The sequence below is a fragment of the Sphingomonas sp. PP-CC-1A-547 genome (assembly GCF_003610375.1).
Classification (GTDB): domain Bacteria; phylum Pseudomonadota; class Alphaproteobacteria; order Sphingomonadales; family Sphingomonadaceae; genus Sphingomonas.
The window spans coordinates 757,957-776,105 of the sequence record NZ_RAPZ01000011.1 but is presented as its reverse complement, the minus strand read 5'-3'; the positions used below and the strand labels follow the sequence as shown (position 1 = coordinate 776,105).

The window sequence follows — 18,149 nt, the reverse complement described above, 5'->3', positions numbered from 1 at the left end:
CGAAGTCGAAGGGTGTGCCCCAAGAAAAGGTGCTTCGACTTCGCTCAGCACGAACGGACTGGGGAGGGGGTGTAAGAATTACTGGAGTGCGCGGGTTCATCATCGGAGCGGGACGCGGTTGTTGACTTGGGTAATCTCGGGTTCGTCCCCGGCAAGCGCGACCTGGACGGTCAGCGTCGCTGGATCTACGCCGGATGGGATCGCTAGCTTCACGATCGCTGTCTTCGGCCGAAGATCGAGCGGGGCGGCTAGCGAGGAAATGCTCGCAGTGGCGACGATCCTCCCCGCCGCGTCGACCAGTTCCGCACGGCCGCCTTTCGCGTCCTTCGCGCCGAGGCTGTGGACGGTGACCGTTACGCTCCGACCCTTCACGGCCACGTCGTCCGTGCCGATGCCGAGATCGGCGCGCTCGTCGACCGGTGCGCCGGCTTCGATCAACGCGAAGTCGAACACTGTCGTGCCGGGTGCGAACGTGACCTCGGTGCTAGCGCTGCGTTCGAGTGTCATGGTCTGCGCAGCCCCGATCGGCGCGAGCGTCTTGCCGCCGTCGGTGCTGTTTGACGCCTGCATCGACCAGCGGCCTGCAGTGACGGTCCAGGTCGACATCGTCGCACGCTGCGCATGATCGGTAGTATTGTACGCGATCACGCGGAACTTGGTCGGCGTCGCGCCCGGCAGCAGGATCGCGACGCGCTCGGCGGCGTCTAGTTCGGCGAAGCGCCAGCTCACCGTATTGCCGGGCCAGCTCTGGTTACGCCGAAGCGCAATGCCGCCGAGGCGTTCGCGTTGCAGGATTTCGCTCGGCTGGTCGACGCGGTCGCTCCACCAATGGCCCTCGGTGTACATGTCCATATGCTGCGACTTGTCGGCGATCGCGTCGGCGTGAAGTGCTTCCAACGGCGCGGTGTTGCCCGTCGCGGCCCAGGCGGTATAGCGGGTGAACGGGTCGTTAGACTTGGTCTCTGCCAGCTTGGTGCGCGCTGCGGCACCACTGGGAAGCGCGTCGAACGCGTTCTCGTTGAATTCGGCCAGCGCGCCCGGACCGGCCTTGGCAACCCTCGCTTCGATCGGGCGAAGGTATTTCGCATCGCCGGTGTAGCGCCATGCCGCCCAGGTCGCCTGTAGCGACGTGGTGATGCCGCCGCCGTCGCCGACCCGCTCGGCGTCGGTGCGCCAGTTGATCTCGTTGGGATAGCTCCAGCTGCCGTCAGGCGCCTGTTTGCCGTGCGCCATCCAGCCATCGATCACGCCGGTGACGAGGCCGCGCGCGAGCGGGTTGGCGTTGTAGAGACCGACCAGCATCGGGCCGTGCATGACCGTGAAGGCATAGGGTTTTTGCCATTCCCATGCGCCCTCGCGGTACATCTTCCGCCCGCCATACCAGTTGCTGGCGAAGTGCATGTGGCCGGCGGGGTTCTTGAGAATTACGGTCTGGAGGGCGCGCGTGTTGTCCATCAGGCGCTCGACCGCCTTGGGCTCGCCCCAGTTGAGATACAGGCGTTCGGCGTTGCTGTTGAGGCCTTCCTCATACGCGTGGAGTTCGTCGGCGGTGATGTAGCCAAGGCCGTTGACGATCATGCCGTTCTTGTAGACCGCATCCGACAGCGCGCGGAGCGAAGCGTTGATCTTGTCGGGCTCGACACCCATCAGCGCGAGGCCGGGCCATTGTTGCGTCAGGTCGGTGTCGTCGGAGAGGCCGCCCCCGAAATCGCCATAGGGAACCTGGCGCTCGTCGATCCACCAGGTGACGAACTCGCGGACGCGCTTCAGGTCTTCGAGTTGGCGGAATGCCCAGAGCGGGACACCGGCCGGCGCGACCGGCTGGACGAAGGGTGGCAGGTTTTCAGGACGATAGTTGATGTCGGCCCAGTAGGCGCGGGCGCGAGCGTTGTCGGGATCGACGCGGAGCAGGTCGGAAATGTCGGCGAACAGGCGCTGGTAAAGGCCTGCGCGCTTCGATGCGGTGTGCTCCTCGACAAGGAAGCCCCAATTGTCCTTCACCTGCGCCATGCGGTCGGCGATGTGTTCGGGCAGGCTTTCCGCACGAGGTTTGAAGACGAGGCGGATCTTGGTGCCGTTGAGCGCGGTGGCGTCGAAGTCTGGCGCGGCGCTGGCGATCGTCAGATAGAGGCTGTCGTTGGGGAGGATGCGGTCGCGCAGGTCCAGCCAGAGCGTGCGCGCTTCGTTCGGGCGGACCGAGACGGAGAGGTCGATCATGTCGCGGCCGGGCCAGATGGGGTCTTTCACGCGAATGTTGAGCGCGATCAGGCCGGCGGCGTTGGGCTTGGCGTTCAGCGCGGGTATGTCGAGGGCGATGCCGTCGAGGCCGTCGTTGAGGTTTTGCCAGCCGTAATCGAAGGCTCGGGCGAGCGGGCGGTCGGGAAGCGCGTCGCCGAAGCTTGCCGGGATCAGGATGTGGACGATCGGGGCGGCATTCTCGCGGCGGACGGGCGCGCCGGATGCGCCACCTGTGCCAGCGCCGACCGCGGCTTTCAGGCCCGCGGAGGGCATGGCGACGACGGTGCTGCGCTCGTCGGGGGCAAAGCGGCCGGCGATATAGGCGTTGAGGGGGGCGAGGGCGGCGAGGTTGGGCGAGACTGCGGCGTCGACGGTGTAGGACAGCTCGAAGCTGCCGGCGGGTACTGCTCCTGCGCCGACGTCATAGGCCCAGAGCTCCTGGATCGGCTGCTCCTGCATCGTGTTGGTGAAGCTGAGCGTGCCGCCGGTGCGAGGGGCGAACTGGTCGACGCTGCGGACTATGCCTTGCGGGCGGGTGGCGATCTGGGTGGTCTTTGTGCCATCGCTCCAGTCAAGCCGGCCGTATGCCGCGCCGCGGATCTCGACGCGGTTGACGCGTTCGTTCGGCGGGATCGTCAGGTCGTAGCGCTTGCCGCCCTCGACATAAGTGTTCCAGTCGGGCAGCTCGAAATAATCGTCGCGGCCAGGCAGGCGGGAGCGGTTGTAGACCCCCGGCCAGGTCGTCTCGGCGATCCCGTCGACGCCTTTCCACATCCATTGCTTCAGGTCCTTAGCGTCGGCGAATTCGACTTTTCGGACTCGGGTAACGGCAGCGTCGAGCACCGGTGGCACGGACTTGTCCCAGCCGTAGCGGTGGAGCCATGCGGTTCGTTTGGCGGTGGGGTCTGTCGCCGGGACGGGGGACGGTTCGCGCTTCTCCGCGAGCGCTGCGACGTCGGTAGCGGCGAGCATGTGGTCGTAGACGCGCATCTCGTCGAGGTCCGATCCGCGCATCAAATTGTAGCGGCTCTGGACCTGATGCGGGGACATGACACGGCCGGCGAGACCGAACTGATCGAGGCCGCTGTCGAGGTCCGCCTTCTGGTCCTTCCGCGCGACCAGCTTGCCGTTCAAGTAGAGTTGCACGCCGACCGTCTCGTCCCAGGCGAACGCGATGTGCGACCAGGCGTCGGCGGCAGGGGCTTGGGGGATCGCCCAGGAGACGCGGATGCGCGAGAGGTTCGCGTCGGTGACGAAGGCGTCGAAGCCGTGGCCGTTCCAGTCGATCCGCAGGAACGCCATGTCCCAGCTCGAATGGTCGGCAAACCCCGTGCGGAAGATAACGAACGGTGCTTCGCCGACGGGTGTGCGGGCGCGCCAGAAGAAGGCGAGCGTGCTGCGGTCCGCGCGGATATTGCCGGGGGCTTTCCACGTCACATAGCCGTCATCCGCCCAGTGCGCGGCGCCGCCGATCGCACCATCCGGAGTGACGTCGACGCCGCTGCGGAAATTGGGGACGGGGTCGCCGGTGGCGTAGTCTGCGGTTAGGGATTTGTCCGCCGAGGCGCGGAACAGCAACCCGGTCGCGTCCTGCGCGACCGCGGGCGTGATGCTGGCGACTGCCAATGCGAGGACGGACGCTGTGGTGAAACGCTTCACTGTTCTCTCCTTGGGGCCAATCGACATTGAGCGATTTGGCTAGGTGTTCGTCGTCCAGAACTGGTTCTCCCGCGAAGGCGGGAGAACCAGCGGCCGGGGCAAGCCTCAGCCTGCGTCCACTCGCGCCAGCCTCGGCGAGAGCAGATGCACGACGGCGATCGCAATCAGGTACGTGCTGCCGGCGACCGCGAAGATCAGCGTGTAGCTGCCCGTCGTCTGCAGGACATAGCCGGTGAACTTGGCCATCATCATGCCGCCGATCGCACCGACCGTGCCGCCGATCCCGACCACCGAACCGACCGCGCCGCGCGGGAACATGTCCGACGGGATCGTGTAGAGGTTCGCCGAGAACGCCTGATGCGCCGCCGTCGCCAGCCCAACGATCCCGACTGCCAACCAGAGATTGTCGACATATTGCGCAAAGAAGATCGGCATCACCAGGAACGCGCAGGCCAGCATCGTGACCTTCCGTGCGAAATTGGCGGAATGGCCGCGCTTCATCAGCTTCGACGACGACCAGCCGCCGGCCACGCTGCCAACATCGGAGAGAAGGTAGATCGCGACGAGCGGCGGGCCGAAACTCTTGAGATCGAGATGATAGGTCTTGGCGAGGAAATCCGGCGTCCAGAACAGGAATAGCCACCAGATCGGATCGATCAGAAACTTGCCCAGCGCGTACGCCCAAGTCTCACGGTAACCGAGCAGCTTGAGCCAGCCAATCTTCTTGGCGGGATCCGCCGGATCGCTTTCGATATGTGCGAGTTCGGCCGGCGACAGCTTCGCCACTTCGCGGGGACGGCGATAGATCGCGATCCAGGCAACGAGCCAGATCAGGCTGATCGCACCGGTGATGATGAAGGCCATCCGCCAGCCGAATGCGATCGTGATGATCGGCACGATCAGCGGCGTAATCACTGCGCCGATATTGGCGCCGGCGTTGAACACGCCGGTCGCAAACGCGCGCTCCTTGGCGGGGAACCACTCAGAGACGGCTTTGATGCCGGCTGGGAAATTGCCAGCCTCGCCAAGGCCGAGCACGACGCGGGCGGCGGAGAACTGGAACGCGTTGCCGGCGAAACCGCACAGCGTATGGCCGAGCGTCCAGATCACGAACGCCACCGAATAGCCGATCCGCGCACCAAGCACGTCGACGATCCGGCCAAAGCTCAGATACCCGATCGCATAGGCCGCCTGGAACCAGAAGATGACGTCGGCGTACGTCGTCTCGTTCCAGCCGAGTTCGGCGGAAATCGTCGGCTTCAACACGCCGATCATCTGTCGATCGACATAGTTTATCGCAGTCGCCGCAAACAACAGGCTGCAGATCAGCCAGCGATACCGCCCGATCTTGCCGCCAATTCCGGCATCGCCAATCCCCGCCGCGCCGGCTCCACTCGAGCCGGCTCCACCCGCAACCTCCGGCATATCGCTGCTCGCCATTGGCCTCTCTCCTAAACGAAGCCTCTAGCGGGCCTTGATGGTGCAGTGGACGGCGAACCGTCCGTCAAAACGCGCCTCGACACGGTCGTCGATCGCGACAGGATGGACGCCGGTGACCGCGCCCGTCGAAACCCATTGTCCCGGCGACAATGCGATGCCGCGCGCGGCCATATGCTCAAGCAGATAGCGCACCGCACCGAACGGGCCGTCGAGCATCGTTGCACTCGTCGCGGCCCCGATCAAGGCATCGTTGATCCACAGTTCGACGGGCCAGTCATTGATGTCACCCTCGCGCCATCCTTCCGCATCCGTGCCCACGACTAGCCCATTATTGTTGCCGAAATCGGACACCGTGACAGTTGGACCAAGTGCGTTGATGCCCGGGAAGGGCGAACTGGCAATCTCGATACCGACATGCACCGCGTCGATCATCGCGCGTGCCTCGTCCACCGTATAGCGCAGCTTTGCGGGATCGGGGGCCGTACCGATCCGCAACAGGAATTCGGCTTCGGCGGCAGCAAAACCTTGAGCAAACACCGGCATCGCGACCGGTTCCACCCCAGCCGACGCGACTTCGTCCGCGAAGATCGGCCCGGTCAGACGGTCGACGCCGTCGAGCGGCGGATTGATCCGGCCGACTTTCCATCCGGCGATGAAACCTTCGGCAAGGCGCAACGCCTCGTCCTGTACCGCGTACCCCTCGGCAAGTGTCGTCGGAACATTTCCCGGGAATTCCGCAAGGGAAGTCCCGACGCGGCGTGCCTCGACGAACGTCCGGGCGATGCGGCTGATATTCTCGGTCGTGTCCGGCTGTACCACCAAGAACCCTCCTATGTATTCGCAGTGATCTGCGTTTCTCGGAACGTATGGGAAACCGGTGTCATTGACAAGCGCATTGGCGGGTCCTTGTATCATCGACGTTCAATGTGGGGCGTGACTAGTCGGCTCGCGATCACCGAGCTATGCCCACGCAATGCAGAAAACCGGTCAGCCAACGATCAACGACGTGGCGCGGATCGCGGCCGTGTCCAAGAAAACCGTGAGCCGCGTCATCAACCGCTCGCCGCTCCTCAACGACGATACGCGCAAGCGAGTCGAGGATGTCATCGCCGAGCTCGGCTATATTCCCAATCCGCAGGCGCGGGCGCTGGCGCTGCGGCGGAACTTCCTGATCGGCCTGGTTCACGACAACCCTAATGCGCAGACCGTGCTCAACGTGCAGCAGGGCATGCTGGAGGCGTTGCACGGGACCGAATTCGAGATGGTCGTACGCCCGCTCGATCGCGGGTCGGCGACGATGCTCGACGATCTCCGCCACTTTCTCGAACGGCAGCGCCTGTTCGGGGTGTTGTTGATGCCACCTGTCAGCGAGAATGATTCCGTTGCGAAACTCTGCGACTCGATCGGCTGTCGTTACGTCCGCATGGGCTCTGCGGTGATCGACGATACCGACCACATGGTCGCGTCGAACGACCGTGAGGCGGTGCGGACAGCGACCGAGTATCTGATCGAGCAGGGGCATAGGCGGATAGGCCTAGTCGCCGGGCCGCACGGATTCCGGTCGGCCCGTGAGCGACGCTTGGGATTCGAGGACGCGCTAGCTGCGGCCGGGATCGCCCTGCCTCGCAGCATGATCGCGGACGGTAACTACACGTTCGAGTCGGGACTGGTGGCGGCGGAGCGGTTGCTCGACGTCATGCCGCGACCCACCGCGATCTTCTCGTCGAACGATGAAATGGCAGCGGGGATCATCCACGCGGCGCGGCAACGTGGCCTGGAAATCCCTCGCGACCTGTCGATCATCGGGTTCGACGACACGCCGATCGCCGCGCATGTCTGGCCACCGCTGACGACGGTGCGCTGGCCGATCGCGTCAATGGCACGCTCCGCTGCGCTGAAGTTGATCGCCGGCGCCGACGATGGCAGCGACCTGGTCGAGGAACCCTCGCTGTTCCTCTCGACGCTGATCCGGCGAGCATCAGTTTCGCCACCCGCTGACGTCGAGGCTTGAGACGATAGTCGAATGGCGGTTGCACATGGCTCTGACACCGGTTACCAAATCGGCCGAGGATCGCGCTAAGCGGCAAGGAGGATGGACGATGGCAAGGGCTCTTGAACTGCATCCGGACCGCCTTTTCCCGGCGGAACCGGCGACGCGTGCGATCGCGCGGGCGTTGTATGCCGAGGTGGCGGCGTTGCCGATCGTCAGCCCGCATGGGCATACCGATCCGACCTGGTTCGCGGACAACGCCAACTGGACCGACGCGACTTCGCTGCTGCTCGCGCCCGATCATTATCTCTACCGCATGCTCCACAGCCAAGGCGTCGACCTCGATGCGCTGGCGATCCCGCGGCTGAGCGGCACGCCCGCGACCAATCCGCGTGCGGCATGGAAGCTGTTCGCCGAGCATTATGCGTTATTCCGTGGCACGCCCTCGCGGCTGTGGCTTGATCATGTGTTCGCCGACGTGTTCGGGATTGACGTTGCGCTGGAAGCGTCGACCGCGGACCGGTATTTCGACCTCATCGGCGAGAAGCTGGCGTCCGAAGCGTTTCGGCCTCGGGCATTGTTCGACCGGTTCGGAATCGAGTTCCTCGCGACGACCGAAGGTGCGCATGACGATCTCGCCGCGCATCGCCGCATCCGCCAGTCGGGATGGAGCGGGCGGGTGGTCACCACTTATCGGCCGGATGGCGTGATCGACGTGGAGCATGAGGCGTTCAAGCCGGCGATGGCGCGTTTTGCCGAACTGAGCGGCGAGGATGTGTATGACTGGAAGGGCTATCTCGCCGCGCATCGCAAGCGCCGCGCCGACTTCCGCGCGGCGGGGGCGACCGCGACCGACCATGGGCATCCGACCGCGGCGACCGCCAATCTTTCCAGCGTCGAGGCCGAGGCGCTGTTCGCCAGGGTGACGCGCGGGGACTGGACGCCGGCCGACGCCGAACTCTTCCGCGCGCAGATGCTCACCGAGATGGCGGCGATGTCGGTCGAGGATGGCATGGTGATGCAGATCCATCCCGGCTCGTCGCGCAACCATAATGCCGGGCTGATCGCGAGCCATGGCCGCGACAAGGGGGCGGATATCCCGACGCGGACCGATTACGTGCACGCGCTGAAGCCGTTGCTCGACCGGTTCGGGACCAGCACGAGGCTGTCGATCATTCTCTTCACGCTCGACGAGAGTTCCTACGCGCGCGAATTGGCGCCGCTCGCCGGGCATTATCCGTGCCTGCAGCTGGGGCCGTCCTGGTGGTTCCACGACAGTCCCGAGGGAATGCGGCGGTTCCGCGAGATGACGACCGAGACCGCGGGTTTCTACAACACCGTCGGCTTCAACGACGATACGCGCGCGTTCCTATCGATCCCGGCGCGACACGATGTCGCACGGCGGATCGACTGCGGGTTCCTGGCGCGGTTGGTGGCGGAACACCGTCTTGCCGACTGGGAAGCCGTCGAGCTCGCGCACGAATTGACGAGCGGCCTCGTTCGCCGCGCCTACCGTATCGACGAACCCCATTACGCTGCGCAGGCGGCCTGACCGGAGCTCACCATGTACGACCGCACCTATTACGCCACGCACCCCGACATGATGGAGTGCGTCTCCAACGACGAACTGCGCGACCGCTATCTGATCCAGGACCTGTTCCGCGACGGTGAGTGCGTGCTCAACTACACGCATGCCGAGCGCTTCGTGATCGGCGGCGTCGCTGTCGCCAGCGGATCGCTGAAGCTGCCCGATCAGGCCGAGCCGGCATCGGCGGCAGGCCACCCATTCCTGGAGCGTCGCGAGCTTGCGGTCGTCAACGTCGGCAAGGTCAGCGGCACCGTCACGGTCGACGGCGAGACGTTCACGCTCGGCAACAAGGATTGCCTGTACGTGACGATGGGCGCCAAGGACGTGCAGTTCTCTGGCGACGGCGCGCGTTTCTATCTGGCGTCGTGCCCCGCGCACAAGGCGTTCACGACGCGCGTGATCTCGGTCGGTGGTGCAACGACGCTGGAGCGCGGCAGCCTCGAGGACTCGAACGAGCGGACGATCTACCAGATGGTCATCCCCGGCATCTGCGACAGCGCGCAGCTGGTCATGGGGCTGACGGTGTTGAAGCCCGGTTCGGTCTGGAACACAATGCCGCCGCACATCCATGAGCGTCGCAGCGAGATCTATTTCTACTTCGAGCTCGACGATCTCGAGAAGGACCGCGTGTTCCACTACATGGGTGGGGGCGAAGCGACCCGCCACATCGTCATGGCGAACGAGGAAGCGGTCATCAGCCCGCCCTGGTCGATTCACATGGGTTCGGGCACCAAGGCTTATGCGTTCATCTGGGCGATGGCGGGCGAGAACCAGGATTATACAGACATGAACGTCCTGGATATCTGCCAGCTGGCGTAAGCCTGCCTTTCCCCCTCCCGCATGCGGGAGGGGCAGGGGGTGGGCGCCCGCTCACCACCAACGATCCGCTTGAGGAAAGCGCGAGCCCACCCCCGGCCCCTCCCGCATGCGGGAGGGGAGGAGACCAGCATGACCACTCCTTCCGTATCTGGCCCCTTCGACCTAACCGGCAAGGTCGCGATCGTCACCGGCGCCAACACCGGCATCGGCCAGGCGATCGCCGTCGCGCTCGCCGCCGCTGGCGCGGACGTCGCCTGTGTCGGTCGCACGCCTGCCGAAGATACCGTCGCGCAGATTCGTGCGCTCGGGCGGAAAGCGGAGATCGTCTCGGCGGACCTGTCGACCATCGAACCGGTCCAGCGCGTCATTGACGAGACCGTTGCCAAGCTCGGCGGTCTCGACATCCTGATCAACAACGCCGGCATAATCCGCCGTGCCGACGCGGTCGACTTCAGCGAAGCGGACTGGGATGCGGTGATCGACACCAACCTCAAGTCGGTGTTCTTCCTGTGCCAAGCTGCCGGTCGCCACATGATCGTGAACGGTGGCGGCAAGATCGTCAACATCGCCTCGATGCTGACGTTCCAGGGCGGTATCCGCGTGCCGAGCTACACTGCGTCCAAGTCGGGGATAGGCGGCCTTACGAAGCTGCTCGCGAACGAATGGGCGGCCAAGGGCATCAACGTCAACGCGATCGCACCGGGATACATCGCGACGAACAACACCGCCGCGCTACAGGCGGACGAGACCCGCAACCGCTCGATCCTCGACCGCATCCCGGCAGGCAAATGGGGTGACGCGAGCGATCTCGGCGGTGCGGCGGTGTTCCTGTCGTCGGCGGCAGCCAAATACGTGCAAGGCCACATCCTTGCCGTCGATGGCGGCTGGCTCGCTCGGTGACGTTCGTCCCAACACGGGGGTAAGGGCCTGTCTCAAGCTGATGGGAAGGGGCTTCCGTTAGCGTATCCGTCGTGCCACGCCCGCTCCACCACGACCAAGCAGTGGCCCTCCTCCACGCACTGGGAGGATTCGATGAAGGGGTGATATGACTAAATTCCTGGCGTTCGGCGAGATCATGTTGCGGCTTTCCCCGCCAGGTCGCGAGTTGCTGTTGCAGACGCCTAAACTCGACGTCTGGGTCGCAGGCGCCGAGGCGAACGTCGTGACGCAGCTTGCACGGCTCGGCCACGACGTCGGGATGGCGACGATGGTCCCCGACAATGATCTCGGCCGCACGGCAATCACGACGCTGCGCGGGCATGGTGTCGACACGTCGACGATCACACTCGGCGGCGACCGGATGGGGCTGTATTTCGTGACGTCCGGTGCAGGTCTTCGCGCTACCGAAGTCATTTACGACCGGGCCTGGTCGTCGTTCGCGGAGGCACCTACTGAAACCTGGGACTGGACCTCGCTGCTCGGCGGCGTCGATCGGCTGCATCTGTCCGGCATCACGCCGGCGCTCGGCCCGGTCCCGGCTGAAGCGGCGCTGGCAGCCGTCCGAGCGGCAACGGAACGCGGGATTGCGGTCTCGTTCGACGGCAATTGGCGCGGGAAGCTTTGGGAACGATGGGACTCTAACCCGCGCGAGATCCTGACACAACTCGTCGAGCATGCCGACCTGATGTTCGGCAATCACCGCGATATCGCCCTGCTGCTCGATCGCGACTTCTCCGGCGAGGCCGAGGATCGCCGACGCGAAGCGACGGAGGCCGCGTTCGCCGCGTTTCCCCGCTTGCAGACGATCGCGTCGACCGCGCGCCATGTCGAACATGTCGATCTCCACCGCCTTTCCGCGCGGATCGACACGCGCGACGCCTACGCCCAGACCGACGAGGTCGTGCTAGCCGGTATTGTCGATCGAATCGGTGGCGGCGACGCGTTCGCAGCGGGCGTCCTGCACGGACTGCGATCCGGCAAGGACATCGCCGAAACCGCGCGTATCGGCTTGGCGCTCGCTGCGCTGAAACACTCGTTGCCCGGGGACGCGAGCCTGTTCCGTCAGGCGGATATCGACGCATATCTGGCCGGCGGCCTCGATGTCCGGCGCTGATGGCTGGACGCGCAGGGCGACGATAGGCGCCGGGGCCGCACTGATCCTCGCGAACCGCGCGAGCCGCGCGAGGGCGAGTACGGCCCCCAAGGTTCGAACGCCATCAGGCAATTTCGTGGGCACGTCGGAAGGGCAGGTCAGCGCATTCAGGGGAATACGCTACGGTCGTGCCGAGCGGTTCCAGGCGCCGCTACCAGTGGCGATGCCGGGACAGCACCGGCCCGCGCAGGAGTTCGGACCGGTATCCCCGCAATCGGGACCTTACGGCCCGCAGTCGGAGGACTGCCTGTTCCTCAACGTCTGGACCGCCGAAGCCGACGCCCGCACCAACAAGCCGGTCATGGTCTATATTCACGGGGGCGCCTATTCGAACGGCAGCGTCACCGATCCGTTGAACGATGGGCAGGCGCTGGCGGCACGCGGCGACTGTGTCGTGGTGACGATCAACCACCGGCTCAACGCGTTCGGCTATCTCTACCTCGCGCGGCTCGATCCAAGGTTTCCGGACAGCGGCAATGCGGGACAGCTCGACTTGATCCTCGCGCTCAAATGGGTACGTGACAACATCGCGGCGTTCGGCGGTGATCCGTCACGCGTCATGGTATTCGGACAATCGGGCGGCGGTGCGAAGATCGCGACGATGATGGGGATGCCGGCCGCGGCCAGGCTGTTTCACCGGGCTGCAACGATGAGCGGCCAGCAGGTGACGGTATCCGGCCCGCTGAACGCGACAGCGCGGACGCGAGCGTATCTCGCAAAGCTCGGCGTGACGGAGACCAATCTGTCGCCGCTGTTGACGCTCCCCGCTGCAAAGCTCGTCGAGGCGCTCGACGCGACCGATCCGGTGATGGGAGGCGGCGTGTATTTCGGGCCGGTACTCGACATGACCTGGTTGACGCGACATCCGTTCTGGCCCGATGCCAACCCGTTGGGCAACGGTATCCAAATAATGCTGGGTAACACGCATGACGAAACGCGCGGGTTTATAGGTCCGGATTCTGCTAAGGTGAGTGGTCTCGACTGGGCCAATCTGGCGGCCCGCATGGCGCCGGAACTCAAGATCGACATACTGCCCGAATGGGTCGTCGCTGCATACCGCGCGCGATACCCAGCGTGGTCGCCGCTCGATGTGTTCTACGACGCCACCACCGCAGGAAGAAGCTGGCGCGGGCAGGTGATCGAGGCCGAAGCACGTGCAACGAGCGATTCACCCGCCTGGGTGTACCAGGTCGACTTCGCGTCGCGCACGGATCCGCGTCGCGGTGCCTTCCACACGATGGATATCCCGTTGGTGTTCGGCACTCTGGATGCTGCAGGATCCCAGACTGGTATCGGCGCGGATGCCCATTCCGTATCCAAAGCGATGCAGGACAGTTTCGTCGCGTTCGCGCGTACCGGCGATCCGCACCACGCAGGCGTTCCGCTTTGGCCGCGCTATGACCTGACCACGCGCGCGACGATGATCTTCGATGCGAATTCACATCTCGAGGCCGATCCGCGTCGCTGGCAGCGCGAGCTGTTCGCGCGCGTTCCGTACATCCAACCAGGCAGTTGATCTCAGGCGCATGTTGACACGTAAACCATCGTGCGACATTGTCCTGACACCGGTTACCTAAGCATAGACAGGAACCGGGAGCGGACCAGCAACAACTGGCTGTTCAGGAGAGGATGAGATGCACCCGTTCGAAAGTAACGGGTCTTGTTCCCCAAGATCATCAGGGCGGTTGCGACGCGGCAAGCAGCCGACGTCGCAACCGGTGTCATCGATGTTGACCCGACGGGGAGTGGAGCAATGGGCATGCAAACAGCAGCAACGGATCGGCGACTGAACTGGCTTGGCGGGATTTCCGCCGGCAGCCTCGTGCTGGCACTGGCGATGCCGGCAACCGCAGTTGCGCAAGCCGCGCAGATACCGAATAGCGTGAGCCCAGGGACACCAGCTCAGGTCGATCCGTCACCGGCACAGACCGCAGTCGTCCCTGAGGGGCAACCGGCGGATCCCGCCGCGACGACCGCATCGCAAAACTCGCCCGAAACCGTACCCGAGACGGTATCCGCCGACAGTCCGACCGCCGAGATCATCGTTACCGGCTTCCGGCGCTCGCTCGACGCGGCGCTCAACGTCAAGCGTCAGTCGGTGTCGTCGGTCGATGCAATCGTTGCCGAGGACATCGCCAAGTTTCCCGACCAGAACCTGGCTGAGTCGTTGCAGCGTATTCCCGGTATCTCGATCCAGCGCGACGCAGGCGAGGGCCGCGCGATCACCGTACGCGGGCTTGGTGCGCAGTTTACGCGCGTCCGGGTCAACGGCCTGGAGACGGTCGCTACGTCGACCGACGGCGCGAGCTCGAACCGCGATCGTGCGTTCGATTTTAACGTCTTCGCCTCCGAGCTGTTCAATTCGATCGTCGTCCACAAGACCGCCGAGGCGTCGCTGGACGAAGGTTCGCTCGGCGCGGTGGTCGACCTCAACACCGGCAATCCGCTGGGTGGCAAGACCGGCTTCACGCTCGTCGGCTCGGCGCAAGCGAGCTATAACGACCTCAGCAAGAATTTCGGACCGCGTCTGGCGGGCCTGCTGTCGTGGAAATCGGCCGACGGCACGTTCGGCATGGCGCTGTCGGGGGCTTATACCAAAACGAACAATTTGGAACTCGGCAACAACAGCGTTCGCTGGGCGCAAGGCGTGTTCGACTCGGTAGGGGGAACGCCGTGCTTCACCGCACCGAACCGCGGGGGCACCTATACCAATTCGGCGATTTGCGACACGGCCGCGCTCGCTTTCCATCCACGCATTCCGCGCTACGGCTCGGTCCGTCACGACCGGGAGCGGCTCGGTATCACCGGCAGCATCCAATGGGCGCCGACCGAATCGACGAAGGTCTCGATCGACGGCCTGTATTCGCGGTTCAAGGAAACCCGCGAAGAGAAATGGGGTGAAGTGCTGCTGCGCTCCAACGAGCGCTCGATCGACATCAACAACTATACGATCGATGCCAACAACAATCTCGTCAAGGCGACGCTGAACGACGCGTGGGTCCGCACCGAGCATTATCTGCGTAAATCACAGACCGAATTCTATCAGCTCGGCGGAAGCTGGGATCAGGACGTGACGGACAAGCTCCGCTTCACGCTGCTTGGCGGCTTCTCCAAATCGGATGCCACGATCCCGGTCGAGACGACCTTCGTGTTCGATGATCGCGACGCGCAGGGGTATAGCTACGACTACACCGACATGAAGCGGCCGAAGCTTACTTTCGGTACCAGCGTCACCGATCCGGCAAACTTCCAACTGGCGGAAATTCGCGATCGGCCGTCCGAAACGATCAACAAGTTTCGTACCGCGCAGCTGCGCACCGAATGGGATGTCGCCGAAGGGTTCCAGATCAAGGCTGGCGGCATGTATCGCCGCTTCTCGTTCGATACCGCCGGCTTCTCACGCGATGCCGTGGTCTGCCCGAACGCGGGCGGGAAGGACGTCGTGCTCGGCACGCTCACCTGCTCGCCCAACACGCTGTTCGGCCCCACCGCGGTCTATGGCTTCCCCGCCGGAAGCCTTGGCGAGATCTTCAATCTCGGCAAGGCTGGGCAGCCCGCGGGGACGACCACGAGCTTCCTGGTGCCGAACATCGATGCGGCGGCTGCCTATACCAAGCTCTACAATCGCACGCCGACGGTGCTGGTCGGCGATACCCGCAGCGTCGTCGAAGAGGTGACGGGGGGCTATGCCGAGTTCGACATCAAGGGCGACCTGTTCGGCCTGAACTACGCCGCGAACGCCGGCATGCGCTATGCCCATACCGCGCAGAAATCGACTGGCATCTCGTCCGCGGTCGTCGGCGGCGTCACCGTCAACACGCCGGCGACGGTTGGTCGGAGCTACGATGACTGGCTGCCCGCGATGAACGTCGCGCTGTTCCCGACCGAGAAGGTCATCCTGCGCGGCGCGATCGCCAAGGTGCTGACGCGTCCTAGCCTCGGCAGCCTCACGCCGGGTGGTTCGGTCGACGGGTTCAACTACCGCGTGACGTTCGGCAACCCGTTGCTGAAGCCGTTCCGCGCGACCGCGTTCGATCTGGCAGCCGAATGGTATTTCGCGCCGCAATCGATCTTCTCCGTCGCAGTGTTCAAGAAGAATATCGAGAGCTTTACCGTGACACAGACCCGGAGCGGAACGTTCGCTTCGACGGGTCTACCGCTGTCGGTGATCCCCGCCAGCTCGCCCGCGGCAGGAGCACCGGAGGGACAGCTCTGGCAGATCAACGCGCCCGTCAACGGCGAAGGCGCTTCGCTGAAGGGGATGGAGATTTCGCTCCAATCCAGCTTCCGCTTCCTCCCCGGGTTCTTAAAGAACTTCGGGTTCCTGGCGAATGCGACGTTCGTCGATTCGAGTGCAGGCTATTCGCAAGGCGGGCCTGCCACCGCCGTGACCAGACCAACTTTCAACCCGGTGACAGGTGCTGTCGCCACGCCCGGTGGCGTGCTCGGTGCGCTGCCGAACACGACGCGCACGGCAACGCTCTACGGCCTGTCGAAGCGCGCGTATAACGGCACGCTCTATTACGAGGACAAGAAGTTCAGCGCGCGCGGGTCCGTCAGCTATCGCAGCCCGTACATCGACGGCAGTTCGGCGACGGGCAACCTGTTCGAGGGGTATAATTCGACCCTGAACGTCGACGCCTCGCTTCGCTACAAGTTGACGCCAGCGGTCGAGGTCTCGCTGGAGGGAACGAACCTCACCGACAATTATCGCAGCCGCTACACCGATCTCGACGCGAACCGGAACTACGAAAACAACCACTTCGGCCGCACGTTCCTGATGGGCGCGCGCTTCAAGATGTAGTCTGAATCCGCAAGCGATCCGGTGGCGCACTCCTGGCGAGAGTGCGCCACCGATCAGATCTCGTCAGGGCTGAAACCGAGCGCTGTGGTCAAGGCCGAGCGGGCACGGAGACACTGCTCCCAAAGATGTGGATTACCCAGATCATCGGGCGCAATCGCTTCGGGCCATTCGCGCGCAATGACGGCCTCGATCCGGTCACAGGCCGCACCATCGAGCAGGAAGCGGCGATCGATCGCCGCAAACGCTTCCGCATCGACCTGAACGCGAAGCCGGAGACACGCGGGACCGCCGCCGTTGCGCATCGATTCGCGGACGTCGACGATCTGCAGTCGGGTGATCGGCCCCCCGGCTGCGATCAATTCCGACAGCCAAGTCCAGACGTCGGCATGCTCACGTGCTTCGGCCGGCAGGACAAGGGTCATTCCCCCATCCGGCATCGTGACCAGTTGGGAATTGAACAGATATGTCCGGATCGCCGTGTCGAGGCTCACGCGATCTGCCGGAACCTCGACGATCACCGCGTCCGGGACGAGCACCGTCACCGCATCGTACAGCGCGCGAGGGTCGGCGAACGCCTGCTCATGCGCGAACAGGACGTGACCGTTGGCCACTGCAACCACGTCATTATGGAAAGCACCCGCCGCGATCGCCGCCGCGCTTTGCCGAACCATCAACGTATGGCGGAGGTCGAGGCCATGGCGGCGTGCGACCGCCTCGCTCGCGCTGCGGTGCTGACGCGAGGGGAAGCCACCCGCCTGACCCTCACCATAGACGAACATCTCTACCGCTGCGCCGCCGGCGGGCGAGACCAGCCGCATGAAGTTGGCTGCACCTTCATCCCCGAATGCGGCGGGCAGGGGGGGATGCACCTGGAAATATCGTGCGTCCGAGAATGCGAGGCGGAGTTGTCGTTCAGTCTGCACGGCCTCGATCGCGCGGTGCGGCATCGTCGACAGGTTCGCGACCGAGATATGGCATAGGCCGTCATCCGTGTCGGTTGCCGGGGACACCGTGCCCGCATTCGCCGTCCACATCGACGACGCCGATATTGCGTTGGCGACGAGCGCTCTGTCGGCAGCCCACGCGGACGACAGGACTTCCGCATCGCAACCCGCGAAACCTAGCGCCCTCAGCCAATCGACTTGCGGCCTGACGTGCGGCAGGAAGACGCCTTGCTTCAGGCCCATCGCCATCAGGCGACGCATCTTGCCCATGCCCTGAAGCGCGGCAAGACGCGGGGCGGACACCGCACCGGCGTTGGCGGACGAGGCACGGTTGCCGATCGAGAGCCCCGCGTAGTTATGCGTCGGGCCGACGATTCCATCGAAATTGACCTCGATCACGGCATCACTCCTCGTCCCGTCGGTCTCGGTGTTCGCCACCGCCGTCCCGCGAATGGCAGGCCGATAGCCGGAATTGCCGACAGGGTAAAAGGTGTCGTGCTCGATGAAGGATAGCAATTGGGCAGCGCCAGCGGTCTCGATCGACGGGCCGGGTTCGCGCGATACGCTTCCGCTCA

Annotated in this window: 11 protein-coding genes; 7 read left to right on the top strand and 4 right to left on the bottom strand. The window is 64.5% G+C overall.

Annotation, left to right across the window (positions count from 1 at the left end; all coding sequences use genetic code 11):
* Nucleotides 1–99: 99 nt before the first annotated feature.
* The 3 genes from C8J39_RS09850 to C8J39_RS09840 form a co-directional block, all read right to left on the bottom strand.
* Complete coding sequence (locus C8J39_RS09850) at nucleotides 100–3,924, bottom strand: LamG-like jellyroll fold domain-containing protein (RefSeq protein WP_120300263.1); 3,825 nt, start codon at nucleotides 3,922–3,924, stop codon at nucleotides 100–102.
* Nucleotides 3,925–4,002: 78 nt separating this feature from the next.
* Nucleotides 4,003–5,337 (bottom strand): MFS transporter, encoded by a 1,335-nt coding sequence (locus C8J39_RS09845; RefSeq protein WP_120300262.1) that lies wholly within the window; start codon nucleotides 5,335–5,337, stop codon nucleotides 4,003–4,005.
* A 24-nt stretch (nucleotides 5,338–5,361) separates the two neighbouring features.
* Nucleotides 5,362–6,156 carry a 2-keto-4-pentenoate hydratase gene (locus tag C8J39_RS09840; protein WP_243649845.1) on the bottom strand — a complete coding sequence of 265 codons (795 nt, stop codon included), beginning with the start codon at nucleotides 6,154–6,156 and terminating at the stop codon, nucleotides 5,362–5,364.
* 154 nt (nucleotides 6,157–6,310) lie between these two features.
* Here C8J39_RS09840 and C8J39_RS09835 point away from each other — a divergent pair, with 154 nt between their 5' ends.
* From C8J39_RS09835 to C8J39_RS09805, 7 genes are all read left to right on the top strand, one after another.
* A complete protein-coding gene (locus C8J39_RS09835; protein ID WP_120300260.1) occupies nucleotides 6,311–7,348 on the top strand; it encodes a LacI family DNA-binding transcriptional regulator in 1,038 nt (345 codons plus the stop codon).
* An 88-nt stretch (nucleotides 7,349–7,436) separates the two neighbouring features.
* Nucleotides 7,437–8,879: a glucuronate isomerase gene (gene uxaC / locus C8J39_RS09830; protein ID WP_120300259.1), complete on the top strand. Its 1,443-nt coding sequence runs from the start codon at nucleotides 7,437–7,439 to the stop codon at nucleotides 8,877–8,879.
* Nucleotides 8,880–8,891: 12 nt separating this feature from the next.
* Entirely contained in the window at nucleotides 8,892–9,734 is an 843-nt protein-coding gene (gene kduI, locus C8J39_RS09825) for a 5-dehydro-4-deoxy-D-glucuronate isomerase (RefSeq protein WP_120300258.1), read from the top strand.
* A 129-nt stretch (nucleotides 9,735–9,863) separates the two neighbouring features.
* Nucleotides 9,864–10,634 carry a 2-dehydro-3-deoxy-D-gluconate 5-dehydrogenase KduD gene (gene kduD, locus C8J39_RS09820; protein ID WP_120300257.1) on the top strand — a complete coding sequence of 257 codons (771 nt, stop codon included), beginning with the start codon at nucleotides 9,864–9,866 and terminating at the stop codon, nucleotides 10,632–10,634.
* A 145-nt stretch (nucleotides 10,635–10,779) separates the two neighbouring features.
* Complete coding sequence (locus C8J39_RS09815; RefSeq protein ID WP_120300256.1) at nucleotides 10,780–11,787, top strand: sugar kinase; 1,008 nt, start codon at nucleotides 10,780–10,782, stop codon at nucleotides 11,785–11,787.
* Entirely contained in the window at nucleotides 11,774–13,342 is a 1,569-nt protein-coding gene (locus C8J39_RS09810) for a carboxylesterase/lipase family protein (RefSeq protein WP_120300255.1), read from the top strand. The genes C8J39_RS09815 and C8J39_RS09810 overlap by 14 nt, the downstream gene beginning before the upstream one ends.
* A gap of 243 nt (nucleotides 13,343–13,585) precedes the next feature.
* The gene (locus C8J39_RS09805; RefSeq protein WP_243649838.1) at nucleotides 13,586–16,630 is read left to right on the top strand and encodes a TonB-dependent receptor; all 3,045 of its coding nucleotides are present in this window, start codon (nucleotides 13,586–13,588) and stop codon (nucleotides 16,628–16,630) included.
* Between the two features lie 53 nt (nucleotides 16,631–16,683).
* Here the strand turns inward: C8J39_RS09805 and C8J39_RS09800 are convergent, their stop codons facing one another.
* Nucleotides 16,684–17,973: an N-succinylarginine dihydrolase gene (locus tag C8J39_RS09800; RefSeq protein ID WP_243649942.1), complete on the bottom strand. Its 1,290-nt coding sequence runs from the start codon at nucleotides 17,971–17,973 to the stop codon at nucleotides 16,684–16,686.
* Between the last annotated feature and the right edge of the window lie 176 nt (nucleotides 17,974–18,149).

What these genes read in the sequence shown, in the direction of transcription:
- C8J39_RS09805 (WP_243649838.1), top strand. Translation starts at nt 13,586, where the DNA reads ATGCAAACAGCAGCAACGGATCGGCGACTGAACTGGCTTGGCGGGATT.
- uxaC (WP_120300259.1), top strand. Translation starts at nt 7,437, where the DNA reads ATGGCAAGGGCTCTTGAACTGCATCCGGACCGCCTTTTCCCGGCGGAA.
- C8J39_RS09810 (WP_120300255.1), top strand. Translation starts at nt 11,774, where the DNA reads ATGTCCGGCGCTGATGGCTGGACGCGCAGGGCGACGATAGGCGCCGGG.
- C8J39_RS09815 (WP_120300256.1), top strand. Translation starts at nt 10,780, where the DNA reads ATGACTAAATTCCTGGCGTTCGGCGAGATCATGTTGCGGCTTTCCCCG.
- C8J39_RS09850 (WP_120300263.1), bottom strand. Translation starts at nt 3,924, where the DNA reads ATGTCGATTGGCCCCAAGGAGAGAACAGTGAAGCGTTTCACCACAGCG.
- C8J39_RS09845 (WP_120300262.1), bottom strand. Translation starts at nt 5,337, where the DNA reads ATGGCGAGCAGCGATATGCCGGAGGTTGCGGGTGGAGCCGGCTCGAGT.
- kduD (WP_120300257.1), top strand. Translation starts at nt 9,864, where the DNA reads ATGACCACTCCTTCCGTATCTGGCCCCTTCGACCTAACCGGCAAGGTC.
- kduI (WP_120300258.1), top strand. Translation starts at nt 8,892, where the DNA reads ATGTACGACCGCACCTATTACGCCACGCACCCCGACATGATGGAGTGC.
- C8J39_RS09835 (WP_120300260.1), top strand. Translation starts at nt 6,311, where the DNA reads ATGCAGAAAACCGGTCAGCCAACGATCAACGACGTGGCGCGGATCGCG.